Here is a 25,470-nt window from a genome sequence, read left to right on the forward strand (position 1 = left end):
GAAGTGTAATTTCGAAACAAGGATGGAAATGACATGCGGATCAAATTCAACATCTTTCAGAAATTGCTTGTGTTGCTGCTGATTCTGCTGACGCCGGTCGTGGCGCTTCAACGTACAAGAGCATCAACGTCATACAGGAGGAACTCATCAAGGCGAACCTGAACCAGATGGAGCTTTTCATGGCGCAATTGGATGGCAGCATAGAGAAGTTCGATTTGGTCTCCGCCCCCATGCTCGTTGACACGAATGTGCTGGAGTACCTGTACAACCTCAACATGAGTGATTATTCCTTAATGAAAACAAGGCTGCTGATTCAGGAGAAGCTGTCGCTGGCCAGCGCGTCGGGCAACTGGCGCAATGATGTGACCATCTATTTCCCGCAACGAGGCGATAGCATATCTTCTTCTCCCTCCTATGAATATGATCTTGAAGAGTTTGAGAGCCGCTTCTCATTAGGGTGGAGCTACAATGAAGATTTGGGGATAGGATCCGGTTTTACTCGAACCTATGTCACTACGGGTTACAAACCGACCCGTCCGGACGATCTAGATGTTGCCGTTCGCATTAACCTGTACAAGTGGAGCTTCGAGAATCTGCTCGACACCTACAAGTCTGGCCACTCCAACAATCCGTTTTTTTACAAAGAGGGGCACGCCATCATCGCCAGCCGGTCCGTAGAAGGGGTGAAGATGGACGGAATCGTCACAAAGCTGGGCGACAGAGTCAATAGCTGTACTTCGGGTTTCTTGATCCATTCGTTCGAGGGAAGGCCTTATCTGATTACCTATTATTATTCTAATCTTCTTGACTGGCATCTCATCGATTCCGTTCCGCTCGACCAGATAATAGGACCGATCAAGCAGCAGAGGGTGTTGTTTGGAGCGTCTTCGGTCATTCTGCTCCTATCAGGTATCACCGCTGCGTCCGCCTTGTACTGGAACGTACAGAGGCCGATCTTTCGTCTTGTGGCCGCGGTGCAGCGGATCAAGCAAGGCGATTACGCCTACCGTCTGCCGAATAAATCGAACAATGAATTCGCGTTCCTGATGCAAAACTTCAACGAGATGGCGACGCAGATCCAAGATCTAATCGAGAATGACCTGCAATCTCGTATCCTTGCTCGCGATGCAACACTGAAGCAACTACAGGCGCAGATTCATCCCCATTTTCTGTACAACTGCCTGGGTTTCATCATTAACATGACCAAGATGGGAAAGGATCGGGCAGTCATGGACATGGCGTATCACCTGGCCGATTATTACCGGTATACAACACGTATGGACAATCAGGGAGTCAGCATGGGCGAAGAACTTGCGTTCGTACGCATTCACCTGGAGATTCTCAGGCTTCGCAATGAGACGTTGACCTATAGCATCGAGCTACCGGAAGAGTTGGCGGAGCTCCGCGTCCCCCGGCTCCTTATCCAACCGATCGTGGAGAATGCGCTAGTGCATGGACTTGAGAACGTCGAATACCCGGGCCGGGTGGAAATTAGGGTCTACGTCAAGGATAGCTGGGTGCACTTGGAAGTGGAGGATAACGGCAAAGGGTTGAATACGGAGCAGATTGATCGTCTGCACATGGAACTTCGTATCCCGGCCGGCGAATATGCCGGTTGCGGCCTATGGAACGTATATCAGCGACTGCAAGGCAACTACGGCGCAGACGCCAAAATCGCGGTTATTCCGTCCAAGCTGGGTGGGCTAACCGTGAGGTTGGTCTGGAGACTGGATACTGGAGACGAAACGATAAGGAGGAAGAGCAATGAATAGCCTGCTTGTGGTTGATGACGAGAAACACTATGCAGACAGTCTGGCGGATACGATTCCATGGACGAGGCTCGGCATCTCCCAGGTTTTGAAAGCTTACAGTGCAAGCGAGGCGCTTGCACTGATGGAATCTTTTCCTGTCGACATCCTCATGACGGATATTCGTATGCCGCGCATGAACGGCCTAGAACTGATCGAGCAGGCACGGCGGCGCATTCCCCAATTGAAATGCTTGCTGCACACGGGTTATGCGGACTTCGATTATGCTCGCAAAGCGATTGAGCTTCAAGCGCTCGATTACCTGATGAAACCGGCTAAGGACGAGCAGCTATTGGAGGCAATGGGCCGGATCATTAAGCAGCTCGAGCAGGAGCGAGCGATCGAACAGGGCTTTCGTATCTACCGGGACAACAGCGCAGAGCTGAAGGCAGGGTTGCTGCTCAAGGCGCTCAGCGGCACCATAACCGGAGAGGTGCTTGCGGAAAAGTTGAAGCTGTTCGACCTCCCGCTTCTGATACCAGGTCACGTCTCACTGTGCCTCGTTCGGTTGGGTCCCCCCTTCGACGGACAGGATCTCTACTCGCAGTCCCTGATTCGGTTTGCGGTAACGAACATGCTGGAAGAACTGCTGATGGAGCGGTATGATTGCTGGTCGGCTGCGGACGATGATGGAACCCTGCTAGTCCTGGTGTACGACCTATCGGGCGCGCCACCAGATCCGAAATGGGTGCATGAGCGGATAGACCAGTTAAAGCGAGAAGTACAGAACTTTCTTAAAGGTGAAATATCCGTGGGAGAAGCTGACTGTGTCTTCCCGGAAGGGCTGCAAGCCAGTTATATGGCGGCCATAACGCGCCTGGACAGTGACGGGCGTTCGTCCGGGCAGGTGCCTGAGAGGAATGAGGAGGAAGCGCGCCTCATGCGAAAGCTATATGAAACGCCTCTTCTGACGCATCTTTTAGAGTCTGAGAAATGGGAAGAGGCGGAGGCTAAAATCCGCGCATTCGTGTCCCCGTTGCTGCATACGGGTTCGTCCGACCTCATGCGCGACGTTTTTTTCTTTCTGTCAAATGCATTCCAGTATATCGCGAATCGCAGCGGCAGGACGCTGGCTCAGATGCTCACTCCCGGGCAGTCCGCCTATATAAAGGGGAAAGCGATGCTGCACGCGTCGCAGTTGGAAGGCTGGGCACTAGACTCGCTGCGCACGCTTCGCGATAAGCTGGGCGAAGAATCCGAGGACCACAGCCAAGCGATCGTCCGAAAGACGCAGTCTTACATCCGGAAGGAACTTGACAAGGACTTGTCGCTTACCATGCTGGCCAGGCGCGTCTTCGTACATCCTAACCATCTGTCTAAACTCTTTAAGCAATGTACGGATACTACCGTTTCCCAGTATATTTACGAACAGCGCATGCTCAAGGCTTGCGAGTTGCTAAAGCATACGAATTATAAAATTTACCATATTGGAGAAAGCATCGGTTACCCTAATACCAACTGGTTTATTCGTAAATTCCGTGACTATTATCAGGTGACACCGCAGGAATTCAGGGACAGATACCGATCGGGAATGGAGTGATTTGTTCTATAACCTTGTTATAGCCAAAGGAGAGAGTCGGGCTGGTGAAGAGGCAAAGAAGATGGACGATCTTTCTATTGGCAGTTCTGATAGGGAGTCTGTTGCTTGCCGGCTATTTGAATAGCGGTGGGAGGACGACCAAGAACAGTACAGCCAATGATGAAACGAAGCCGATATGGGACTTTCAATATGCTCCGCCGATTACGATTACAACGGCAATCGTGGACGAGAATCGGCCTAACGCGTTCAAGCCAGGCGAGAGCCTTACGGACAACGTGCATACCCGCTGGATGGAAGTAAACCTGGGTATCATCACGAAGTTTGACTGGATCGTCAGCAAGTTCGAGGACGCGGATACAAAAATTCGGCTGGCGCTGGCCGTGAACGGCAAGTTGCCGGACACCTTCGGGGCAGGTGGAGACATCCTGAAGGATCTGCTCAAAGCCGACAAACTGCTTCCGTTGAATGAAGCCATTGAGAAGTTCGCGCATCCTAAGCTAAAGGAAGCACTTGAGAAGTATGCTTATACGATGACGGAGGTAACCAAAGACGGCAAGATTTACGGACTTCCCCGCTTCAACGTAGGAGATGAGGGAACGGTCATGTGGATCCGCAAGGATTGGCTCGAGAAGCTTTCACTGAAACCGCCGACGACGATCATCGAGTTGGAGAACGTACTGAAGGCATTTTCTGAGCAGGACCCTAACGGGAATGGCAAAGACGACGAAGTCGGCCTGGCGGTTCCGCTGAAGGAAGGCCCATGGAACTGGATGGGGCAGACCGACGCGATCGCCGGCGCTTTCTCCAAACAGATGCTCAGCACAATCGACATCAACATGTTCTGGAATGAGGACGAAAATGGCAGCCTGGTCTATGGAGCCGTTCACCCGGATGCCAAGAAATACCTGGAGACGATGGCGTCCTGGATGGCAAAGGGCTACATGGACAAAAACGCAGGCATGAAGGACCCGAGCAATGCGTCTGAGCTTGCGGTCAAAGGAAAGGCTGGCGTTATATTCGGCCCGTTCTGGATGGGTGCCTGGCCGCTCGGAGATACGGTGAAGGTTGATCCAAAAGCGAAATGGCAGGCCTATCCCCTTCCTGCCGGACCGAACGGACTAAAGGGCAAGGCGCAGAAACCGTTGTACGGCATCTACACGGTATTCAGCAAGGACTTTAACCATATTGAAGCCTGGTTTGCCTATTATAACAAGCTGCTTGCCAACAATTTAGGTCCGGAGGATCCGTACTTCGATCCTCGTTTCGAAAAAGGGTTTCACGAAGGCTACGATTATGTAATCAAGGACGACAAGGTCATCACCGTCAATTTCGAAGCCGAAGGCGTGCCGACTAACGAATGGCCGCTTGCGGACGGGTCATCCATGGATATGCGCTGGATGCTGTTTCCGCTGACCGGCGGCGCACCGGCGCTGCCGTATATGAACGCAGATGCGCTAAAAAAATTATTGGAGAATTCGGACGCCGAAGTGCTGACGCCGATTGAACAGGGCATCAAGGGGCTAAATTCGGCCCAACGGATGGCAGCCGGGGTCGCGATTTCCGAACAGGAGCTCGAAATCCCGAACCGGTACCACGGGCCGTTAACGGACGGGATGGAGAAGCACGGCGTGTTCCTGCAGAAACTCGCAACGGAGAGCTACCTGAGCATCATTTATGGCGAGAAGCCACTCTCCTACTTCGATGAGTTCGTGGCCCAATTTTACAAGTATGGCGGCGACGAGATTACGAAGGAAGTTAACCATTGGTATAAGGACAACAAGCAATAATGGCGTTTGAGTCACAAAGCAGAAGGGAGGTCGCATTCGGCTCATTGGATGCGGCCTCCTTCTCTTTTTGATAGGACGATGAACGCAATTGCTTGTTTTCTTCTATGATCGTTTATTTCTTCTATATACTGGCATCAACCTCACGAATTAAAATGATTGCATTAGAAAGCGTTTTCAATAAAAAGAGGTGATGGCAAGCAGAAACCGATAAGAAGTCGAGTGCAAATCCGATTCATAGGGAGCAAACCGTCAAACATTTAAAGGAGGAGAGTTAATGAGGAAAAAAGTAAGTTTAGTCCTTGCGTTAACGATGTTCGTTACCCTTTTATTTTCCAATCCAATCGAGACGAACGCTGCTACCCCCGAAGCGCCTGCAGGGTGGAGAAACTTGCTGGATTACCGTATATTCAGCAATACAACGGACGGCTGGGCAGGAGATAGCGGATTTGGATTGGAGACGGAGAATAGCAAGCTGCCGATCGATTGGACGGTTACGCATAATGGATTGCCTTCCTTACTATTAAATACGAAGACGCCTACCAGTCCGTCCTGGTTCAACGCGTTGGTCGCGGTTGCCGGCTGGAAAGCGTATAACTTTACGCCTTATTATGCAAACGGTTTTCTTGAGTTTAATATTAAGGGGAATGCAGGCGGAGAGTCCTTCCTCATTGGCTTTAAAGACAGAGTATTCGAAAGGGCTGTTGGCGAAGAAATTACCACTACAGTAAACATTAACAGCTACGTCAACATTACGACGAACTGGACCCATGTGAAAATACCGCTAAAGGATCTTATGCAGGTTTCGCAAGGAATTGACCCTTCCTCCATAGATACGTTATCCATCAAAAATAATGGTTTTCAACCCTTAAAGGTGTGGCTCAATGATATTAGGGTTACGTCTCCCGATAAGGAAAAAGAGTATGCACCCATCAAGGTCAATCAACTGGGATATCCCGTAGATGGGGAAAAGCAGGCACTCGTGACAGGGTTTGAGGATGTCCTCACGGTCGATGAGGGGACTCCGTTTAGCGTTATTAACGCGGCCAATAATTCCACAGCTCACTCTGGAACGCTTGTGCTCACCGAAAATTATGATGCCGTAGACAGTGGAGAGCGTATTTTTACTGCCGACTTTACAAATTTAACGGTACCGGGAAAATATTATGTTGCGGTGCAGGGGCTTCAAAATTCTCCCGAATTCTCTATTGGCAATCCGAATGATATTTATGGACCCTTCCTAGTTGACGTATCCAGATATTTTTATTACCAGAGGACAGGAATTGATATTACTAGCCCGTACACGCAAGATTATCAGAGAACGGACTTTACGCCAGACACAGCGGTACCTTTAATGTCCAACCCTTCCATCAAGAAGGATGTTTCCAAAGGCTGGTATGATGCGGGCGATAAAGGCAAGTACGTAAATGCTGGAGCCAAAGCATTATCCGATCTCTTCTGGGCCTATGAAGTGATGCCGGAGAAATTTACAGACAATCAATTTAATATACCTGAGAGCGGAAACGGCATTCCTGATATTTTGGATGAGGCACGGTGGGAACTGGAATGGATGCTCAAAATGCAGGATGAAGCAAGCGGCGGCTTCTATGCGCGTGTAACTTTCCAGGACGACGACAATTTACTTGACAGAGAGATTATCGATGCAGATACGGTAAGTCCACGGACAGATATCAAAACGACCGCGGATACGGCTACTGCAGCCGGCGCATTGGCACATGCCTACCTGATTTATCAAAATATCGATCCGACTTTTGCTCAGCAATGCTTAGATGCGGCAGTAGCTGCATGGGGGTATCTGGAGGCGCATCCCGAGCTTATCAAAACGCCTAACACAGGCAGGTGGCCTTACGATGTGACGGATGACTCTGCGAACCGTCTTTGGGCTGCCGGCTCCCTGTATCGATCGACCGGCGCTGCCGAATACAACGATTATTTTATTGCAAACTACGCGGATATGGGAGAATTTTTCGAGCATCCCCTTGATTTCGCCAGCGGCTGGGAGAACACCTGGAATACGGGCTTCTTCAGCTATATGAAGGCTGCTAATAAGAATGCTGGAGTCGTAAGCTGGTATACGACCAAATTCCAGCAGTGGTTCAATGATAAAGTGAGCAGATACAACGAAAGCGCTTGGAAAAGTATCGTAAAAGACGGCAACTATTATTGGGGAATCACCATGCAATATGCCGATACGCCGATGGAAATGATCATTGGTACCAAATTGCTGGGAACCTTCGAGAACAACCGCGCTATTATAAATGAAATTACCTATAGCCAGTTAGGCTGGATCCTTGGTCAAAATCCGGTAGGCATATCTTTCGTATCGGGGTATGGCGATAACAGCGTTCAGTATCCGTTCAGTATTATGTACAGAACGGATGGCTTGCCTGGGGTGCCGAAGGGGTATCTGGTAGGAGGGCCGAATAGATACTCCAACGATGTGACTGTAGGCAACCAGATATCGAGATTTGCAGCCAAAAACTATCATGATAACTTCCAGGAATGGACAACAAACGAGCATACCGTCTATTGGAATTCGGGACTGGTGTTTGTTGCCGCATTTGCAACGGGGAACAGCAACAACTCGGCCATCAGTCCGACGACCGCTGCTTTTGACAAAAATACCGCTATACAGGCCGATCTTCCGGTTAGCCTGACACTGAACGGTAACACGTTTACCGGCATTAAGAATGGCACAGCTACCCTGGCTGTTGGTACGGACTACACCGTATCGGGCACGACGGTGACGATCCAGAAGGCCTATCTGGCCGCCCAGCCGGTGGGAACAACGACGCTGACGTTCAACTTCAGCGCGGGAGCGAGTGCGACTCTGGCGGTTTCCGTGGTAAATACCACCTCCAGCGGAAGCGGGGCAATCAAGGTGCAGCAGTACAATTCTACCGTTACGGCAACGAGCAATACGCTGAACCCGCGGATAAAGCTGACGAACATCGGCACTTCCACCATCAATATGTCCGACGTGAAGCTGCGTTATTATTACACGATCGATGGGGAGATAGCCCAGAACTTTTTCTGCGACTGGTCGCATGTCGGCAGCAGCAACGTAACGGGCACCTTCGTCAAGTTGGTGACTCCCCTGACCGGGGCCGACCACTATCTGGAGATCGGCTTTACGAGCGGAGCCGGAAGCTTGGCTGCGGGAGCCAGCATTGAGATTCAGATACGCGTGTCCAAGACCGATTGGACGAACTACTCGCAGACGGGGGATTACTCCTTCGACCCGACCGATACGACTTACGCCGATTGGAGCAAAACGACCGGCTACATCGCAGGTGCTCTCCAATGGGGAACGGAGCCCTGAACGGCGTAAGGCTGAATTCATGTCGGGAGGGAGAGAGCCTCTTAGCGATGTCGGAGTATTGAGCCCCCGTCATTGAACAGAACAATTTAATTAGAGAAGAAGAACGGGCTCTTAGGATTTTCTTGTACCATCCAAACTACTTTCCTCCTACTTCTGTAGGGGGAATTTTTATTAAAACCGCAACCTGAACTGGAAAAAGCATTTCAAATTTAATGAGATACCTACCCGATTTTTAGCTTCGATTCACCCTAGCGGGTAGGTCAATTCGGTTCTGCCTTGCTTTATAATAAAGAGCAAGTCAGCAGGAGTCGCCGAGGGATATCTTGGATTTTTCATTAGTATTTGTAAGATTAAATTATTGGAGGGATATTATGAAGCTGTTTATTGTTATCAACCAGACCAATCATCAATTCACTTTCAGTAACACTGAATGTAAAGCCGATACTCAAGTAATCCAAGCCTATGCATCAACTAACCTGCCTAGCGTTAATCTTACGCACGGACAGCACAACGAAGGATGCGACATTCCGGAATGCAGTGCTAAAGGGTATTACGATGAACACCACATGACATTCACGCGAGACGATGCTTCATCTTTTACTTTTTGGCATAACGATGATACGAATGAGTTCTATTACTCCACAGGCGGAGGCTTTGACAAAGCTCCAGTCATTCCAGGTGACGCTACGAACTCCGATTCCAAGAAGGCGATCTATATAATGAATGACGGAACGCTTCAAATCACAGATATTCATAAGTAAGAAAACAGAGGCGGGACGCTCCGCCTCTGTTTTCTTTGTGTTTCCGTAAGTATGCTCTTTAAAAATAAAGTCTCCATATTTTGGCTCAACCTCAAAATCAGTGCTTGACGATTTAACTCGGAATACGATTGCGATTATATTCGACTAAAATACCCGCTTTGTAATGGTCTCGGTTTCGCGTGAAATAATGTCGGCGTTGAAAAGCTTTAATCCGATTATGGCGACCCTCTGCTGTCGCGTTAGTCCAGCGGCAACGATGGTAATTGATGATTTCTTCTTTCCATGTCCAAACCTCGCGAAGGAGGTCGGAGTAGCCTAGCAACTCATCTAGCTTTGCTTTACTTTCGGCAGAAAGAGCTCTCTCTTGTGCATGCAAGAGGCCATGATTTGCCTTAAGAATAGCCTTCGCTCGTGGGGCAAGCGTTCCTTGCACCGTTTTGCAAACTTCTTGAATGGCCTCAATGATATAACCATGAATATGAAATCGGTCCGCGATCCGAATGGCATTCGGAAAGCATTCACTGATCCATGTGTGATAGCCCCGGGCCAAATCCATCACAACTGCTTTTGGCGTTAATAATAGAAAGCCAGGATACTGCCGGGTATAAGCACGTAATTCTTCTAGCTTTCGTCCGGGTAAAATATCGAGTAACGTTCCACCTCTCAAATCATGAATACCCGTGTTGTAGGTATGCCCTTTCTTGATGGCGAAGTCATCGACACCTAAGACTAACCCCGTGCTTTCGATCGCTTGTTTCCATGCTCGCTCGGAAAGTCGTTCGCTTGCCAAAGGAAGAGCCTCGTTATGCATCCGTTGTACGGTGCTTGCAGGCGTTTTTTGTATACGAGCGCTATGTGCTGCTGTAGAGCCAAGCGCTTGCTCAACTGTTCGCTCTCGAAAAAGCTTACTGTAACGTCTTTTAGCCCTTGGGAATAAGCCAGTTTCTTGCTGGTCGTAAAGCGGTTAAGCAACCAACCGGTTGGTTTTTTTCAAGCATACTCGTCTACTCTTCACTTATTACCTCCGCAGCCGTGGTGGTTGCGGAGATCGTTGGTGCAAATCATGACAAGAAATTAGAACATATGGAAGGGCATTGTTGGCGAGCAATCTTAGCTCGTCCGGTGTATCTTCGAATTCTATACCGCGGACACGGCAGAGATGCTATTTGTCATCATGTCGAGATAGCTTCCTCGGCCCGGTATTGGAGAGGGGAAAGACCAATGTGTTTTTTAAATACCTTGCTGAAGTAGTATGGGTCGTTCAGCCCGGATAAATACCCGATCTCACCGATGCTTAGGCTCGTAGCCTGGAGCAGTTCTTTGGCGTGGTCGATTCGGACTTTAATGATGTACTGGGCGATCGGATAACCCGTGATTGTTTTGAAAATACGGTTCAGATAGTCAAAGTTGCACTCGAATAAGCGCTCAATGTCAGGGCTAGCAATTTTGTCGACGTAATGATGATGGATGTATTCAAGCAGCGCATGGACCTTCATGAACGATTTGGAGTTTAGGTTGTTTTCCTTATGAAGCTCGGCGAGGAGATGTTCACGGGACAATTCGATCAACAACCGGGAAAACTGGAGAGCGGTCAGATTCTGGTTGTATTGCTTGCGGCAATACAGCTCGCGCAGCTCGTCCATCGCGTGAAACGCTTGCAGCAAAGCGGATTTGCCGGTCAGCGTAAAATGCTTGCTGAGATAGCAGAGGTTGGAGTCGTCCGCGTCTGCCTGCTTCTCCTCGAGAAGGAAATGCCTGGCGAGTGCCTTCCTATCGCCGACCGGTCTGGATGTGATGTTGGCGTGGCTGAAGTGGACATAGTAGTAGGCGCATACGTGCTTCTCGAACCCTTCATGATGGAGGCCCGGTTCCAGCAGGAACACGTCGCCTCTCTTCAGAATATACGGGGTTCCGTTCTCCAATAGGTGAAGCTCTCCGCTTTTGATGAAGATCAGCACGTACTCGTCGAGCTTCCTCTTGAAATGAATCCAGGGCGTTCGATACGAAACGAAACCGGCCAATCTGATCTTGGGCAAAATATCCATGTTCACAGTCAACATACCGCTTCGCCTCCTTGTCCAAAAAGTCGCTATTGTACAAATCCGTCTCTAAAATACATTTATAGTAATTTTAACACGTTATATACTGGGGGAGAAGTTAATCTAAGTTGTTTATCACGGGAGGATTGAATATGAAAAAAAATATCCTGGTCAGCGGAGCGAGTTTCGCCGGCCTCTCAACAGCCTACTGGATGAATAAATTAGGCTACAACGTGACCGTTATTGAGATCGCCGAAGGTCTCAAAAAAGGCGGAACGCCTGTAAATATCCGCGAAAATACCATCGACACCGTGAAACGTATGGGGCTGTTCGACCAAATCCTGTCGAACAGAATAACCATGGAAGTGGTGGAATTCAAGAATTCCGATGATGTCACTGAAAAGTTGCACTTCATTAAAAAAGACAGTGAGCAGTTCGCGGAAGATGAATACGAAATTGAGCGAGATGTATTGCTGAATATGATGTTCGAAGCTGTCAAAGATGATGTCGAGTTTATTTTCGGAGAGAGCATAGCGTCGTTAGAGGAAAAAGGTAACGGCGTCGAAGTAGCTTTTAAAGGGGGTCAAAATCGATCATTTGACCTGGTATTTGGCTGCGATGGTATTCATTCGACCGTCAGAAAATTTTGCTTCGGCGAGGAGATGGAATTTTCGCATTTCCTTAATTCTTATTTCTCTATCACGATCGTGGATAAGTTGTTGATCCGGGAGAATACGACACAGATGTACAATGAGCCGGGCAAGACGGTCATGCTGAACGCCTACAACAATAAAACCGATATCCTCCTCGGCTTTTTTTCGGAGAAGGAAATCCCTTACGACTACCGAAACGAAGAGCAGCAACGGAATATCATATTGAACCAGTTTTCTGGAGTAAGCTGGCGAACGCCGGAATTGTTGGAAGAAGTGAAGAACTCAAAGACTTTTTACTTTGACAAACTGTGCCAAATGAAAATGCCGTCGTGGACAAAAGGCAGGGTAGCGCTGGTCGGTGATGCCGGATACTGCGCTTCTCCGGCTGCCGGCATGGGTGGATCACTGGCAATAGATGGGGCATCCGCCTTGGCCGATGCTTTCCAAAAATGTGATGGCAACTATGAACTTGCATTCCAAGAATACAATAAGAGTTTCCGTCCTTTCATCGAGGAAGTGCAAGCGAATGCGGAAAAATTTGGCGTAGAGTTTCTTATCCCACGAACTGAAGAAGCAATTAATGAAAGAAATTCCCAAGAAGGATAATTACGGCGCTTGTCGTGGGAAAGCCGGGGATCGATTGGAAACTGGGAGAGAAATACTCCAAAATTAGGACGATGGCGGTTGCTTTTAAAGATGACGGAAGCGTAGCAATCAGTTTCTTTAAACCGACTTTCCTGACAAAATCAAGAATTAGCATTACGCTATCGGAGAACGTTTGTTGAACAACAAAGCGGCACCAGGAATGTTATATCCCCCATGTTCACATAATGCGATGACGTTCTCTTGGATCATTGTAGGATGTTTATTTTCAACAATTAATTCGTACTTATTACTTATGCTATTCCAAACATAGATGGAACCACCACGGTCAAGTAGAACACTTGTCCAGTGAAATAAAAGTCGTGAACCAGTAAAAAGAGTCATGAACCAGTAAAGAAAGTCGTGAACCGCTGATAAGACCGGTACAAAGATTATTACGAACGCACTACACAAACAGTCCCGATGAGATCTTTTCTACATCGGGATCCTCTCATTTGGTTGGCGTCTTTTGTAAGCCAAGCATTTTCTTCAGCAGATGAATGGCAACCACGAGTAACAAAGGAATTGTAAATCCGGTCAACTTCCAAATTGGAAGGATTACCGTGATGTGCTCGGACAATTTTGCTTCGCTTCTTTGTAAAAGAAAAGCACTTATCATATTGATAAAAGTCAGAGGTAATATAAACACTTTCTCATCCTTTAATTTACATATACGTACAACTAATTGATTTAATATGAAAATTGTAATGCAAGCTTTCATGTAGGAACCTACGATTAAAGCTATCCCAACAATGAATTCGACCCGTTGAATAGGTTGTAGATCAATCATTCGTGCAACCTCTACCATCGAATACTTTCTTTCCCCGGCCAAGGGTCCGAAAACAAGAATGGTTGCTATAGCGACCGCAATCAATAGGATGATGCTGATACCAAACACAATAACCAGCTTTTTATGTAAATTCCGGGTCGGCCGACGGACAAAAGGAAGGAGTAGGGCGAGTAAAACCGGTTCTGCGTGGGTGAAACCATATGAAAGGTAGGCGCCATGTAATACAGGTTTTATTCCGTCAGGAAGAATAGGAAACAGAAATTCTGTGTGATAATTAGGAATAGAAAACAACAAAGTCAAGACGATGAACAGCATCATGATAAAGATGAGAATGGTAAACATTCTACTCATGACTTCAATTCCTGCACGTACTGTTATGGCCACTGTGGTGAAGATAAAGATATCAAATATGTACTGAGGAGTTTGCCTCATTAAAGAACTGTTAGCATATTTACCTACTTCATGTACGATATCAGTACTCATTTCAAATAAGAGCGAAATAAACGGGATCACAATCACAATGGTGGGCCAGGTTCCCAAAACAGCTTGGCTATATTCACTAAAAGATTGTCCGGGATATTCCTTATCCAAGTAAAGAACAAGCAGCAATTGAATCATGGCAACCGTGCCGGAGAGCAGCAGAGATATCCACACACCGTTATGGGCGAATCCAATTAACGGACCGGGAAGGTTCACAATAACTGAGCCAGTCAAATAAACAAAAAACAATACGATCAATTGATCTTGACTTATGGTTTGTTTATTCATAAAGATTATGCTGCTCCTTTTCTAACAATCTTAGTCTAAATACTCAATTATACGATGAGCGAAATCTTTAAACAGCCATGATGCGAGGTCATGAAGAAACGGCATTCCAAACCCTCCAATATACTCAATACAAAGATAAATAGTGACAAAAACGGTCACTCCATATGCGATCTTGTCGCGCAGCACCATTTTCTTTATAGTGGCTAAATTATAGAACGTCATTAACAAATAACTCGAAATCACGACAATCATTTTTTCAGCCATCCGTTCGTGCTCCTTTACTACTTGTCTATAGAAAGCGGTTTTGGTATTGCAGTTCCGCTATTCTTTATTTCAACTTTTACTTTAATGTCGATTTGAGTATGAGCGAAACGCTCTCCCCAATTCTTCTTCCACTGTTTCCATAGGGCAGGATCCTTACGATATATCCGATCTCCTAAACCAATTAGGTCTAATTCCTTTTTTTTCATTCGATTGAAAGTTTTTCTTAAAGATTGTTCAACTGTCCGAGCCACGGCTTCGGTTAATTTTTTTTCATCTTTCGGAGTTTTTAATGTCATGCACCTCATCTCTCCAATAGCTCCTGACAACTGAACGAATACTTGAAGTTTGACTGCTTTGCCTTCAATTTGTGGTTTTAGTTTGGAGTGGAAAGATAATACTTCCAGGGAATTGTTGCTTGCAACGCTCGAATCGTTTTGAGTTTCGCACGGCACGCGGATAATTCCACTCTTGAACTTATTATTTAACATATGTATCATTTGCGAATCTTGAGAAGAAACGATCCCCTTCCATTTTCCTTTTTGTAAGACTGCCATTCCGGTGGCCACCAGATGCTCTCCTTTGTCTCCGCCTTTAGTGATGTAAGGAGCTAACGAAATCCCCGTCTGGCTGCGTAGACCGATGAAAAGTTCAAGTAACGAAGTGTTGGTCGTTTTGTAATTGTGCTGATCGGATTTATTTGTAACTTGCAACAACTGCTGACTTACTGTTTTTTCGATTAAAGGCTTCATTTTTAAATATTGCGATGCTTTCCCGTGGGCAATAAAAAACGAAGAACTAAGTCTAGCCTCATGATCCCGGTAAAAGAAATCCAAAACCTCACCGATAGGATATAGTTTTACTAACTGATCTTCTACAATGATAGTCCGCAAATGGCTCCATTGTGCTTTGCGTCCAATTTGAAGGATAATATCACGAATCCCATCAAACATCGTATTACTCTTAGTTTGCACATTGATATATGAAACATCTCCGCTTTGCTTTCCTTGTGAACCGCCGGAAAGTCCCGGCTTGTATATTTGCACAGTAAGTTCAATCATTCCTTTATCGGCCTTGTCGATGGCAAGGCCTAGGATTAAGGAGCGATCCGTAAGTTCTGTCTTGTCCCAGCAACCCGGCAACAATAGAACGCACACCATCAGACAGGCGGCAAATGCGGTTTTTCGCATAAAAGAGCCTTCTCTCAAAAAAATTGCCTTTTATTTTTTAGATCCGAATAGCTTATTGCGCGGTGAACGCAGTAAAATTTTTAACGGCGCACGAATGAGTGTATCCAGTAATTGCTTAGGTTGAAGAGGCGCTACAGGGTTTAGATACGGCTGCCCAAGGGATCTAAGACTTGTTAAATGCAGCAGGATCCAGAGAAAACCTATCATCAGACCGAATCCACCCAGGAATGTGCTTAAAATCATGAGCGGAATCTTTATAATTCTTAAAGCAGTAGCCATGTTATATTGAGGAATGGCAAAAGAAGCAATTCCGGTTAAGGAAACGACCACGACCATCGATGGAGAGGCAATACCTGCAGATATGGCTGCTTCACCAATAACGAGAGCGCCAACAATACTTATAGTGGAGCCAATCTGTCTTGGCAATCGCGCTCCGGCTTCCCGAAGAAGTTCAAAGAAGAATTCCATTATCGCGGCTTCATAAAATGCAGGGAAAGGAATGCCCTCACGCGCATTCATGAGGGCAAGTAAAAGGACGGTAGGAATCAATTCTGGATGAAAAGTCGTTAAAGCAATATATATGCTGGGCAAGCTTAAAGCAATAAAAAATGCAAATATCCTCATTATGCGAATTAGGGAGGCAATCATACTTCTTTGGTAAAAGTCTTCCGAGGATTGGTACATTTCTGTAAAAAGCCCCGGACATATTAAAATCGAACCTGTGCCCTCGACTAGCACGATGATTTTACCATCCAACAAAGCCGCAGTAGCGGTATCCGGCCGTTCTGTATAGCGGTATTGAGGGAATGGAGAATAAGTCGAATCCTCAATCCACTCTTCAATAAAAGAGGTGTCAAGAACATTAACTTTCTTCATTCTGGAAATTCGCTCTTTTAACTCAGCTAAGGCTTCCAAGTTAACTGCATTTATCAAATAAGCGATATTGACTTCAGTTTTGGTTTCTACCCCAAGCGTAAACTTTTCTAATTTAAAATTAGGGGTTTTTAACCGCTGCCTTAACATACCGATATTCTTTTGCAAATTTTCAACTGTACTCTCACGTGGACCATGAACTACGGATTCTGCACTCGGTTCGCTTACTTGCCTGGTTGTTAGTGAAGCAACTTTGTAAGACAAAGCTTGATTCCAGCCATTAATGAAGATAACAAGATGCCCTGTAACAATATCATCACTAGCTTCTATTAGATCGTTTACAAGCTTGGAGGATTGCGAGGAAACACCGTGGTTGCTGAAAAAGCGAATTACATCTTCAGGAGTGATAGAAATGGCAGGGCCTACTTCGTGGGGGACAAGGTCCTGAAGCGATGCTTTCATATAATTTAATGCTTTATTTTCAAATAACGAATCGAAATAAACGGAAAATGCTGTGTATTGGAGCTCTGGTCCAAAATGCCACTGAAAAACGGATAAGTCTTCGCAGTATTCAAAATGCGTTTCGAGCCATTTTAAATTAGATTCCAATACGGGTGAAATCGGTTGGATATCCGTTTCTGAGCGGGTACTGGCAAAGCTCGTTTGGTTCATGCTGTTAACCTCCAGAAGTAAGAACTATGCTTTAATGGTTTTCAATTCTAATAAGATTTATTCATGCTTCGCAGTTTTTTATTCACAAAGAGCATCACAATGATGAATGGCTGCCGCTGTTTTGACCATTTTCATTAAGCTTGATACAATAAGACAAACAATGTGGAATTACATTAATATCAAGTGGGGTGATCTAAGCTTGCAACATGAAAACGAACTATTGGATGTATGGTTGTCTTTGTCTCATATCCACTCCTCTTTAAATGATAAGTTAGAACAAGCACTGCTAAAAAACTTCGATTTATCTTTGAAGGAGTTTTATGTTTTGAATTTTATATCTAATTCCGAGGATAGGGAATTACGACTTCAGCAACTTCAAGAACTGGTGGGATTAAGCCAAAGTGCTACATCGAGACTTGTAGTTAGAATGGAAGCCAAAGAATGTGGAGCTTTAGAAAGACATATATGCGAGGATGATAGACGTGGTATTTATACCCGAATTACGGAGCTAGGCGAGAATAAATACCAGCGAGCTCTTCAGACTTTTAATGAGGTCTTACAAACAGAACTTCAAAAAGTGGGATTCAAATCAGAAGTAGAGAACCTTACAAAAAAGCTGTTTATAGCTATGACCTGAGTGGATATCGTTTTATTTGGTTCTTTAGGGTAATAGGTGGCCTGAACGTTGTGCTATAAATGGCTCTTTACAGGAGCTTGATTTTACCCTACACGATCCAGCTAAAATATAATTGAGATCGGTAGATAAGATGACTTGACATAATGATTTTTTTTCGTTAAATTAAATGCATGCGCATGCTTTTAATTGATTGAGAAGGTCCGTAAACAATAACTTATGAACAAGGAGTGATGGTAATGAAAGTGTTCGTAGTGGGATCGAATGGGCAAATCGGACAGCGTCTGATTCAACTCTTGAAGGATAGCAAAGAACATACTGTGCGGGCAATGGTACGAAAAGAGGAACAGGCCGAATCATTTGAAAAGGAAGGCGTCGAAACGGTTCTAGCAGATTTGGAAGGGACAGTCGACTCCATTGCAGCAGCCGCCATGGGCTGTGATGCCATTGTGTTTACGGCTGGCTCAGGTGGAAAAACGGGTGATGATAAAACACTGTTGATTGACTTGGATGGTGCAGGAAAAACAATTGAAGCGGCCGAAAAAGCAGGCATTGATCGGTTTATCATGGTCAGTGCAATTCAGGCGAATAACCGAGAGAGCTGGCACGAGAATATCCTTCCATATTATGCAGCGAAGCATTATGCAGACAGAGTGCTGGAAAGCAGCAGTTTGACATACACGATTATGCGTCCGGGTATTCTTTTGAATGAACCAGGAACCGGAAAAGTATATGCTGCTGAAAATATCACATATGGTAGTATCCCTCGTGAAGATGTAGCTCTTGCCATTTTGGCTGCTCTGAATGAGCGGCACACTTATAAGCGGGCATTTGATTTGATTGCTGGTGATGATTCGATTCCTGATGCATTGCAAAAGGTCTGAGAAATTCAGTAAGTAAAGCTTTTGTGGTGGAATGTAACCTTTTGAGATAAGTGAGGGCTTCGAAATGTTTGACTTGATGTTTTTATCCATTATAATCGGTTTGTTTGCCGTGGTACGTCAATTATGGCCTTTACCAAACCTTAAATATATAGATTACCAAGATTTTTTGAAACGGCGCATTCAATTTCGCCATTACAAGGTTATTGATATTCGGGATGCATTTGAGTATTTAGCTGATCCTACGCCTGGGACGATTAATATCTCGCTAGGGCGACTTCCTTACGTATGGAAAAAGCATCTTGCTCGCGAAGATCATGTCATTATATTGTCTACTGGGGTATTTCAATCAAAAAAAGCTGTGCGAATTTTAAAAAAGCGAGGATTTGAATATCTCCATGTAATTAAATATAAGACAGTTTTGCAGGTAAAATAATAAACTAGTTTTTTTCATGTGATTTAGACAAAGACTTGGAGGTTGACAAAAGCAACACACATGATAGTAAATATATGTTTGTGCATGCATCTTATTGTTGTTGAAATATAAGATCCGAGAGAGGAGTATTTCTTAATGAAAGATTTGTTTAGTCCATATACAATTAAAGGTTTAGAGCTGAAAAACCGTGTTGTGATGTCTCCAATGTGTCAATACTCGGTCGATAAGAAAGATGGTATTGCCACAGATTGGCATTACACGCACTATGTTAGCCGTGCCATAGGTGGAGCTGGTTTTATCATAATAGAAATGACAGATGTAGATCCGGACGGCCGCATTTCCGATTATGATCTTGGTTTATGGTCAGACGAGCAGATTCCAGCTCTGAAACGGATTGTAGATGCTTGTCGCAGTTATGGTGCAAAAGTGGGAATCCAAATCGCACACGCAGGACGTAAGGCGGAAGATGCCGAGATTCCTGTAGCGCCATCCGCGATCGCTTTTGATGAAAATTCGAAACAACCCCGGGCGCTTACAACAGCCGAGGTTAATGGAATGGTAGAGAAATTCCGCACTGCTGTAGCTCGCGCTGTCAAAGCTGGATTCGATACGATTGAGATTCATGGTGCTCACGGCTATTTGATTCATCAATTCCATTCTCCGATTACAAACAAACGGGACGATGAATATGGTAAAGACCTTACGTTATTTGGTCGGGAGATCATTCAGGCTGCAAAGGCCGAGATGCCGAAAGACATGCCGCTGATCATGCGTATTTCGGCCAAGGAATACGTTGAGGGTGGATATGGGATTCAGGAAAGTATGGCTTTTGCCAAGGAATATCAAAATGCAGGGGTAGACATGTTTGATATTTCATCTGGTGGAGAGGGACCTATTGCTGCATGGGGCAGACCAGGAACTCACGCGGCTTATCAAGTACCACTCGCTAAAGATATCAAACAAGCCCTTGATATTCCGGTGATCGCTGTTGGGAGACTGGATGATCCCATTTTGGCGAATGCAGTCATCGGAAATGAAGAGGCCGATTTGGTCGCTGTCGGAAGAGGAATGCTGAGAAATCCATATTGGACCTTAGAAGCCGCATCGAAATTGCGAAAAGAAACAGCCATTCCTAAACAGTATACTACAGGATTCTAAGACAGACTTGTATGCTGATCTAAACGATATGAAATGAAAATATCCCAACTTTCATTACATGACAATTCCTACAACATGACATTATTTTGGGGCTGCCTTCGGGCAGCCTCATTTGATTTTGATTTGGAGCAGGAAACAGATAACGTTAAAAGGATTTTACCTACTGTCCTTCCTTATTTGACACAACATCAAGAAGATTATGCAAATAAGCGATACCGCGTATCTGTTCAACCAATGCATTATCAATGTATTGAAGAGACTCAATGGCAATTTGCTTAACTTGGGCAATGTTTTTTTTATCAAGCCCAGACAATACTTCACGAACAATATCCAAGGAGTAAGCGACTCTTTGAACCGTTCGGATGATAAGCACCTTGCGAATATCAGAAGGGCTATATATACGGAATCCACTCTCTTTATGGCGCTCGGGCCTAATTAACCCTTCCTTTTCCCAATGCCGAATAGCGGAAGCAGATACATTCGCTTCTTTAGCTACATCTCCAATCGTAAACGAATTTTTATTACGGTACTTTGGGAAATCTGTCCACTCTTTTAAATCAAGCATGTCGACTGTTCTTTGTACGGTTTCCTTTTCTGCATGAAGGTTTACTTGTGCCTTGTTAATGATCCATAAAGCATCAAGTTTTTCCCCATTTACGATGCGTGGCATAACCTCTCGAATCACATTCATTCCAAAACCAGCGTACATCGCACGTATACATTGAAAATAAGCCTCATGTTCCTTTGTATAGTTGCGATACCCATTTGCCATTCTCTCGACTTTAGGAATAAGTCCCCAAGCTTCATAATGCCTTAATGCACTCGTACTTATCTTCAATTTCTTTGCTATCTCAATACCCTTCATCTCGATTCCCTTCTTTTAACCTACAATTAATAGTTAAACCAAATGACGGTTTTTTCTCTAAAATCAGTATAATACATGGATAAATTTTAATAAACATTAGCATTTGCGCTAATGTTGTACGATAAGGGGGTAACTGGGTTAATAAGCCCTTTAAACGAGGAGGTTGATCACTTGTCAACAAAACGCTTCGGAACCGCGATCCCCATTTTACCCAGCAGATCTATGGACGAACAGTTGGATTTCTACCAAGCGCTAGGCTTCGAAGTGACCTATCGTCAAGCCAAACCAAACCTATACGCTTGCGTCCGCCACAGTATTGTAGAACTGCATTTCTTTGTACTCAAGCAATTGAATCCAGCAAATTCTTATAGCATGTGCTACGTCCACATTCCTGACGTGGATGCCGTGTATAAGGAATTCAGCGAAAATTTAAAAAAAGCGTACCGGAAAATCCCTACCAAGGGATTTCCCAGAATTTCTAAACCGAGCAACCTGATGGAAGATCGCAGATTCCACATCATCGATCCTGCCGGTAACCGCTTGTTGATTGGAACTAAGCATGCCGCCCCAAGGTTAATCGTGGAAGAGACCTCTAAATTTGCAAGCGCGTTCGAAACCTCATACCGGTTGATGTACGCCAAAGACGAACCAGCGGCTGCAGCCAAAGTGCTGGATCTTGTTCTTCCAAAAGCCGAAGAGGCATCGGCATCGCTTCGATATAGAGCGTATGTATTACGTGCCGATATCGCCGTCTCTATGGATGAACGGGCTATTGTGAATACTTTCGTCCAAGAAGCAGATCGGATGTCGTTATCCGATACAGTACCTGGAGACGCGACGGAAGAATACGAAAAACTAAAGGAACTTAGAGCGTACTTGGAAGATAGGGACAATTGCTAAATAGATTTTGATTCAGAAAGGACATTTGTTGAGAGGCATCAAGTTAGATTTCAATGGAATGAGAGCACGTTTCCCTGGCACAGCCCCATCCACCTACAAGGTGATGGGGCTTGTGCTTTGTATATCGAACCTCGTATGTAGAATGCTTTTTTTTAAAAATGAATACTTTTGCAGCGGAATTGTATCCAGATGATGCTTATATGAAATATCTCGTTTTAATCGATTTGTATGCTACGGCACTACCTTTTTACTTTGCTCTGTATCAAGCCATGCCACTCTTCTATCTTTTGGCGGAGAAAGACGATGCCCCGGGTATCATAGTAATCGGAATGGTCATGATTTTTGCCTCCATGGTGATTGCCGTGTTTGCTGCTGTTCTCCAAAAGCTTTTGAAAGAGGCTATTGATATAAAATCAGAAAATGATTTGACGGTCTGAGGTGAATAACATGGCGATTATAATCAATATTGATGTGATGTTGGCTAAAAGAAAAATGAGCGTAACAGAACTTGCGGAGAGGGTTGGAATAACGATGGCTAACCTTTCTATATTGAAAAATGGAAAGGCAAAAGCGATTCGTTTATCAACTTTAGAGGCGATTTGTAAGGTTTTAGAATGTCAGCCTGGAGATATTTTAGAATATAAAAGCGACAAAGACACTAAGGATTAAATGAATAAACGGCCGTATCGTACTAACGGGAAACTATCGTTGAACAATAAGGGAGAAGAAAAGCAGCCGGTCGAAATGATCGGCTGCTTTGCGTTGAAGCAACGGGTAATATACGGGCAATTCGCGGAAAGAATCGTCTCTTCCGGAGGCAAAAAAATAAATTGAACGCAAAATAACACTATGATATAATCGATAGCGTTATTGACAAATTAAATCAAAGAGTATATTCATTTTTATTCCCAGTTTAATTGTACATCTGGAACTTTGATTTGTCAATGCTCTTTTTTATCCCAATAAAATGGAAAAAGGAGTGTGTTCAGGAGAGATGGAAGCGAACGATTGGCGGCAGGAACAGGAGCGGCTGGAACGGGTCAGGAACAAATTGCAGGCGAGAATCACCGAACTGGAGCCGGAAGTTGCCGGACTGCGTGATCAGGCTACGGACATCCGCAAGCGGTTTTGGGAAGAAGTTACGATCAACACAAGTACGAACGAAGATTTCGAAGAGTCGTTCTACACGATTAACCAGCAGTCCGGGGTATTGGCCGAACGGGAGCGCGGCCACAAGCTGTTGACGCAGCAATGGAAAAGCATGAACCGTCTGCTCCGATCTCCTTATTTCGGACGCATCGACTTTCAGGAGGATGGCCTGGACCTCTGCGAGCAGATCTATATCGGCGTATCTTCCTTCGTCGACGAAGACGGATTGAGCTTTCTGATCTATGACTGGCGTACGCCAATCGCTAGCCTGTACTACGACTATTCCCCCGGCCTGGCGTCTTATGTCACGCCGGCCGGACGAATCGAAGGGACGATGGAGCTCAAACGACAGTTTCAGATTGAAAACGGGCAAATCCGCAACATGTTTGACACGAGCGAAACGATCGGAGACGAGTTGCTGCAGCAAGTGCTCGGCAAAGGTGCGGACTCGCAAATGAAGAGTATCGTAGCAACCATCCAGAAGGAACAAAACGCCATCATCCGTAATGACACAAGCCGGATGCTTATCGTACAAGGGGCGGCCGGCAGCGGTAAGACTTCCGCAGCATTGCAGCGGGTGGCGTACTTGCTGTACAAACACCGCCAGACGATCAGGGCCGATCAAATCGTTCTTTTCTCACCGAATCCGATGTTTACCAGTTATATATCCACCGTCCTTCCGGAGCTCGGTGAAGAGAATATGCAGCAGACGACTTTTCAAGAATATCTCGACTATTGGCTAGGTTCCTCGTTACGACCGGAGGATACCTTTGATCAGATCGAATTTGTACTGACCGCACAAGGAGCGCCGGGGTATGAGGCACGTCTTCAGGGGATCGAGTATAAAGCTTCTGAGGCTTTCCTGCAAGCCCTGCAGAACTATGGAATGTGGTTGGGAAGGGAGGGCATGCAATTCAACGGTATTCGGATTCGGGACCGCGATTTGATTACCGCGAAGCGAATGAGAGCGAAATTTTACGGTTATGACCGTTCCCTGCCGCTATTCAATCGTGTCGCTCTCTTGCAGGAATGGCTGCTGGATGAACTGGCTTCGCTGGAACGCATGGAACGGGAAGCACCTTGGGTACAGGAAGAGTTGAATTATCTCGACACCGAGCAGTACGCGGAAGTCTTCGGAATGCTGCATAAAGAGAAGGAAGTATTCGACTTTGCGGAACAATTCGCCGTAGTTCGCGAGAAAATGAACAACAAGCGACGGGAAGATGAAGGCGACTTTGACTTCGCTCGGAGGGAGGAAGATCTGCTTCGCCGAAGGATCGTGAAAGAAAGCTTTAAACCGCTAAGGAAAAGTGTGAAGAAATTTTCGTTTGTAGATGTCAAAGGCATATATGGCCAATTGTTTGTCGACGAAGCCGATTATCGGGAGAAGACGAATGGGGCCGTCATCCCCCCGCTGTGGCCTGAAATATGTAGGCAAACCAAGGAAATGCTGCTCCGAAACGAGTTGTTCCACGAGGATGCGACTCCGTATTTGTATGTAAAAGAAATGATTGAAGGCGTCCGGACGAACACGGAGATCCGGTATGTCTTCGTTGATGAAGGTCAGGATTATTCGTCGTTTCAATATGAATATCTAAAAAAGCTGTTTCCCCGTGCCCAGATGACGGTGCTAGGCGATTTCGGGCAAGCGATTTTCATGCAGGCTACAAGTTTGGCTGCATCCGATTCGCCGCTGGTCCGCCTTTTCGGCGAAGCCGAAACAAGCCTTGTGTGCCTTGTACGCAGTTATCGTTCAACCAGGGAGATTGTTGAATTTACGAAATGGATGCTTCCAGACGGGGAAGAAATTGCACCGTTTGAAAGGGGAGGCCAAAAGCCCCTTCTGACGAGACTGGACGGCGGGGAGAAGCGTGATGCGCAAATTCTGGCAGACATCGCGGCGCTCAGGGCCGAGGGCTTCGATTCCATCGCCGTCATTACGAAGACCGCAGCCGAAAGCCGTGAGGCCCATGAAGCGTTACGAATTCAAGGAGGCGAAGCTCTGCAGCTCATTACGAAGGAGACGCTGGTCTTTGAAAAAGGAGTGATGGTCATTCCCGTATATCTTGCCAAGGGTGTCGAGTTCGATGCAGTCTTGGTCTATGATGCTTCGCCCGAAGCTTACGGCCGGGATAACGAACGCAAACTTCTTTATACGGCGTGTACGCGGGCCATGCACCAGCTTCATCTTTACACGACGGGTGATTGGTCGCCGTTCGTGCAGGCATTGCCTGCGAATTTGTACGAGAAAGCGCCATATTGACGGATCGGGGTGACGTCGGCCGCGATAAGCTGCGCTCATGCTTCGGCAAATCTTCACATA

At 45.9% G+C, this 25,470-nt stretch carries 20 protein-coding genes and 1 pseudogene; 14 read left to right on the forward strand and 7 right to left on the reverse strand.

Annotation, left to right across the window (positions count from 1 at the left end; all coding sequences use genetic code 11):
• Positions 1-179 precede the first annotated feature (179 nt).
• The 5 genes from WH37_RS19670 (at position 180) to WH37_RS19690 (ending at position 9,236) form a co-directional block, all read left to right on the forward strand.
• Entirely contained in the window at positions 180-1,772 is a 1,593-nt protein-coding gene (locus WH37_RS19670; protein ID WP_177218022.1) for a sensor histidine kinase, read from the forward strand.
• Positions 1,765-3,348 (forward strand): response regulator, encoded by a 1,584-nt coding sequence (locus tag WH37_RS19675; RefSeq protein ID WP_046232339.1) that lies wholly within the window; start codon positions 1,765-1,767, stop codon positions 3,346-3,348. Before WH37_RS19670 ends, WH37_RS19675 begins: the two co-directional genes overlap by 8 nt.
• A 44-nt stretch (positions 3,349-3,392) precedes the next feature.
• Complete coding sequence (locus WH37_RS19680) at positions 3,393-5,135, forward strand: type 2 periplasmic-binding domain-containing protein (protein ID WP_156182341.1); 1,743 nt, start codon at positions 3,393-3,395, stop codon at positions 5,133-5,135.
• A gap of 274 nt (positions 5,136-5,409) precedes the next feature.
• Positions 5,410-8,475: a glycoside hydrolase family 9 protein gene (locus WH37_RS19685; protein WP_052737086.1), complete on the forward strand. Its 3,066-nt coding sequence runs from the start codon at positions 5,410-5,412 to the stop codon at positions 8,473-8,475.
• A 371-nt stretch (positions 8,476-8,846) separates the two neighbouring features.
• Positions 8,847-9,236, forward strand: coding sequence for a hypothetical protein (locus tag WH37_RS19690; protein WP_046232341.1), 390 nt, complete (start codon positions 8,847-8,849; stop codon positions 9,234-9,236).
• 112 nt (positions 9,237-9,348) lie between these two features.
• Here the strand turns inward: WH37_RS19690 and WH37_RS19695 are convergent.
• Positions 9,349-10,170 (reverse strand): annotated as a pseudogene (locus WH37_RS19695) (ISL3 family transposase); the annotation flags it as partial.
• Between the two features lie 238 nt (positions 10,171-10,408).
• Entirely contained in the window at positions 10,409-11,296 is an 888-nt protein-coding gene (locus tag WH37_RS19700) for a helix-turn-helix transcriptional regulator (protein WP_046232342.1), read from the reverse strand.
• 131 nt (positions 11,297-11,427) lie between these two features.
• Between WH37_RS19700 and WH37_RS19705 the strand changes: the two genes are divergently transcribed.
• On the forward strand, positions 11,428-12,534 hold the full coding sequence (locus tag WH37_RS19705; RefSeq protein WP_046232343.1) for an FAD-dependent monooxygenase: 1,107 nt from the start codon (positions 11,428-11,430) through the stop codon (positions 12,532-12,534).
• Positions 12,535-13,021: 487 nt separating this feature from the next.
• On the opposite strand, the gene WH37_RS19710 is transcribed toward WH37_RS19705, so the two are convergent.
• From WH37_RS19710 to WH37_RS19725, 4 genes are read right to left on the reverse strand one after another with little or no spacing between them, the layout of a single operon-like run.
• Positions 13,022-14,128 carry a GerAB/ArcD/ProY family transporter gene (locus WH37_RS19710; RefSeq protein WP_046232344.1) on the reverse strand — a complete coding sequence of 369 codons (1,107 nt, stop codon included), beginning with the start codon at positions 14,126-14,128 and terminating at the stop codon, positions 13,022-13,024.
• Positions 14,129-14,158: 30 nt separating this feature from the next.
• Entirely contained in the window at positions 14,159-14,392 is a 234-nt protein-coding gene (locus WH37_RS19715) for a hypothetical protein (RefSeq protein ID WP_046232345.1), read from the reverse strand.
• A gap of 17 nt (positions 14,393-14,409) precedes the next feature.
• Positions 14,410-15,579 (reverse strand): Ger(x)C family spore germination protein, encoded by a 1,170-nt coding sequence (locus WH37_RS19720; protein ID WP_046232346.1) that lies wholly within the window; start codon positions 15,577-15,579, stop codon positions 14,410-14,412.
• 30 nt (positions 15,580-15,609) lie between these two features.
• Positions 15,610-17,124, reverse strand: coding sequence for a spore germination protein (locus WH37_RS19725; RefSeq protein WP_046232347.1), 1,515 nt, complete (start codon positions 17,122-17,124; stop codon positions 15,610-15,612).
• A gap of 160 nt (positions 17,125-17,284) precedes the next feature.
• Here WH37_RS19725 and WH37_RS19730 point away from each other — a divergent pair, with 160 nt between their 5' ends.
• From WH37_RS19730 to WH37_RS19745, 4 genes are all read left to right on the forward strand, one after another.
• Positions 17,285-17,761, forward strand: a complete 477-nt coding sequence (locus tag WH37_RS19730; RefSeq protein WP_046232434.1) for a MarR family winged helix-turn-helix transcriptional regulator — start codon at positions 17,285-17,287, stop codon at positions 17,759-17,761.
• Between the two features lie 236 nt (positions 17,762-17,997).
• Complete coding sequence (locus WH37_RS19735) at positions 17,998-18,642, forward strand: SDR family oxidoreductase (RefSeq protein WP_046232348.1); 645 nt, start codon at positions 17,998-18,000, stop codon at positions 18,640-18,642.
• 64 nt (positions 18,643-18,706) lie between these two features.
• Positions 18,707-19,075, forward strand: coding sequence for a rhodanese-like domain-containing protein (locus tag WH37_RS19740; protein ID WP_052737088.1), 369 nt, complete (start codon positions 18,707-18,709; stop codon positions 19,073-19,075).
• Positions 19,076-19,210: 135 nt separating this feature from the next.
• Positions 19,211-20,233, forward strand: a complete 1,023-nt coding sequence (locus tag WH37_RS19745; protein ID WP_046232349.1) for an NADH:flavin oxidoreductase/NADH oxidase — start codon at positions 19,211-19,213, stop codon at positions 20,231-20,233.
• 160 nt (positions 20,234-20,393) lie between these two features.
• Here the strand turns inward: WH37_RS19745 and WH37_RS19750 are convergent, their stop codons facing one another.
• A complete protein-coding gene (locus WH37_RS19750; RefSeq protein WP_046232350.1) occupies positions 20,394-21,098 on the reverse strand; it encodes a MerR family transcriptional regulator in 705 nt (234 codons plus the stop codon).
• 171 nt (positions 21,099-21,269) lie between these two features.
• Here WH37_RS19750 and WH37_RS19755 point away from each other — a divergent pair, with 171 nt between their 5' ends.
• The 4 genes from WH37_RS19755 to helD all read left to right on the forward strand — a co-directional run bounded on the left by WH37_RS19755 (position 21,270) and on the right by helD (position 25,410).
• Positions 21,270-21,998 (forward strand): bleomycin resistance protein, encoded by a 729-nt coding sequence (locus WH37_RS19755; protein WP_052737089.1) that lies wholly within the window; start codon positions 21,270-21,272, stop codon positions 21,996-21,998.
• A 158-nt stretch (positions 21,999-22,156) separates the two neighbouring features.
• Positions 22,157-22,435 (forward strand): DUF2975 domain-containing protein, encoded by a 279-nt coding sequence (locus tag WH37_RS19760; protein ID WP_052737100.1) that lies wholly within the window; start codon positions 22,157-22,159, stop codon positions 22,433-22,435.
• Between the two features lie 10 nt (positions 22,436-22,445).
• Complete coding sequence (locus WH37_RS19765; RefSeq protein ID WP_046232352.1) at positions 22,446-22,667, forward strand: helix-turn-helix domain-containing protein; 222 nt, start codon at positions 22,446-22,448, stop codon at positions 22,665-22,667.
• Between the two features lie 325 nt (positions 22,668-22,992).
• Positions 22,993-25,410, forward strand: coding sequence for an RNA polymerase recycling motor HelD (gene helD, locus WH37_RS19770; protein WP_046232353.1), 2,418 nt, complete (start codon positions 22,993-22,995; stop codon positions 25,408-25,410).
• The last annotated feature ends 60 nt before the right edge of the window (positions 25,411-25,470 follow it).

Source organism: Paenibacillus algorifonticola (assembly GCF_000971975.1).
In the GTDB taxonomy this organism is placed as follows: domain Bacteria; phylum Bacillota; class Bacilli; order Paenibacillales; family Paenibacillaceae; genus Pristimantibacillus; species Pristimantibacillus algorifonticola.

Bases quoted from the DNA above. Each gene is read 5' to 3' on its own strand.
- WH37_RS19670 (WP_177218022.1), top strand. From the start codon at position 180: ATGGCGCAATTGGATGGCAGCATAGAGAAGTTCGATTTGGTCTCCGCC.
- WH37_RS19675 (WP_046232339.1), top strand. From the start codon at position 1,765: ATGAATAGCCTGCTTGTGGTTGATGACGAGAAACACTATGCAGACAGT.
- WH37_RS19685 (WP_052737086.1), top strand. From the start codon at position 5,410: ATGAGGAAAAAAGTAAGTTTAGTCCTTGCGTTAACGATGTTCGTTACC.
- WH37_RS19690 (WP_046232341.1), top strand. From the start codon at position 8,847: ATGAAGCTGTTTATTGTTATCAACCAGACCAATCATCAATTCACTTTC.
- WH37_RS19700 (WP_046232342.1), bottom strand. From the start codon at position 11,296: ATGTTGACTGTGAACATGGATATTTTGCCCAAGATCAGATTGGCCGGT.
- WH37_RS19705 (WP_046232343.1), top strand. From the start codon at position 11,428: ATGAAAAAAAATATCCTGGTCAGCGGAGCGAGTTTCGCCGGCCTCTCA.
- WH37_RS19710 (WP_046232344.1), bottom strand. From the start codon at position 14,128: ATGAATAAACAAACCATAAGTCAAGATCAATTGATCGTATTGTTTTTT.
- WH37_RS19715 (WP_046232345.1), bottom strand. From the start codon at position 14,392: ATGGCTGAAAAAATGATTGTCGTGATTTCGAGTTATTTGTTAATGACG.
- WH37_RS19720 (WP_046232346.1), bottom strand. From the start codon at position 15,579: ATGCGAAAAACCGCATTTGCCGCCTGTCTGATGGTGTGCGTTCTATTG.
- WH37_RS19725 (WP_046232347.1), bottom strand. From the start codon at position 17,124: ATGAACCAAACGAGCTTTGCCAGTACCCGCTCAGAAACGGATATCCAA.
- WH37_RS19730 (WP_046232434.1), top strand. From the start codon at position 17,285: ATGTGGAATTACATTAATATCAAGTGGGGTGATCTAAGCTTGCAACAT.
- WH37_RS19735 (WP_046232348.1), top strand. From the start codon at position 17,998: ATGAAAGTGTTCGTAGTGGGATCGAATGGGCAAATCGGACAGCGTCTG.
- WH37_RS19740 (WP_052737088.1), top strand. From the start codon at position 18,707: ATGTTTGACTTGATGTTTTTATCCATTATAATCGGTTTGTTTGCCGTG.
- WH37_RS19745 (WP_046232349.1), top strand. From the start codon at position 19,211: ATGAAAGATTTGTTTAGTCCATATACAATTAAAGGTTTAGAGCTGAAA.
- WH37_RS19750 (WP_046232350.1), bottom strand. From the start codon at position 21,098: ATGAAGGGTATTGAGATAGCAAAGAAATTGAAGATAAGTACGAGTGCA.
- WH37_RS19760 (WP_052737100.1), top strand. From the start codon at position 22,157: ATGAATACTTTTGCAGCGGAATTGTATCCAGATGATGCTTATATGAAA.
- WH37_RS19765 (WP_046232352.1), top strand. From the start codon at position 22,446: ATGGCGATTATAATCAATATTGATGTGATGTTGGCTAAAAGAAAAATG.
- helD (WP_046232353.1), top strand. From the start codon at position 22,993: ATGGAAGCGAACGATTGGCGGCAGGAACAGGAGCGGCTGGAACGGGTC.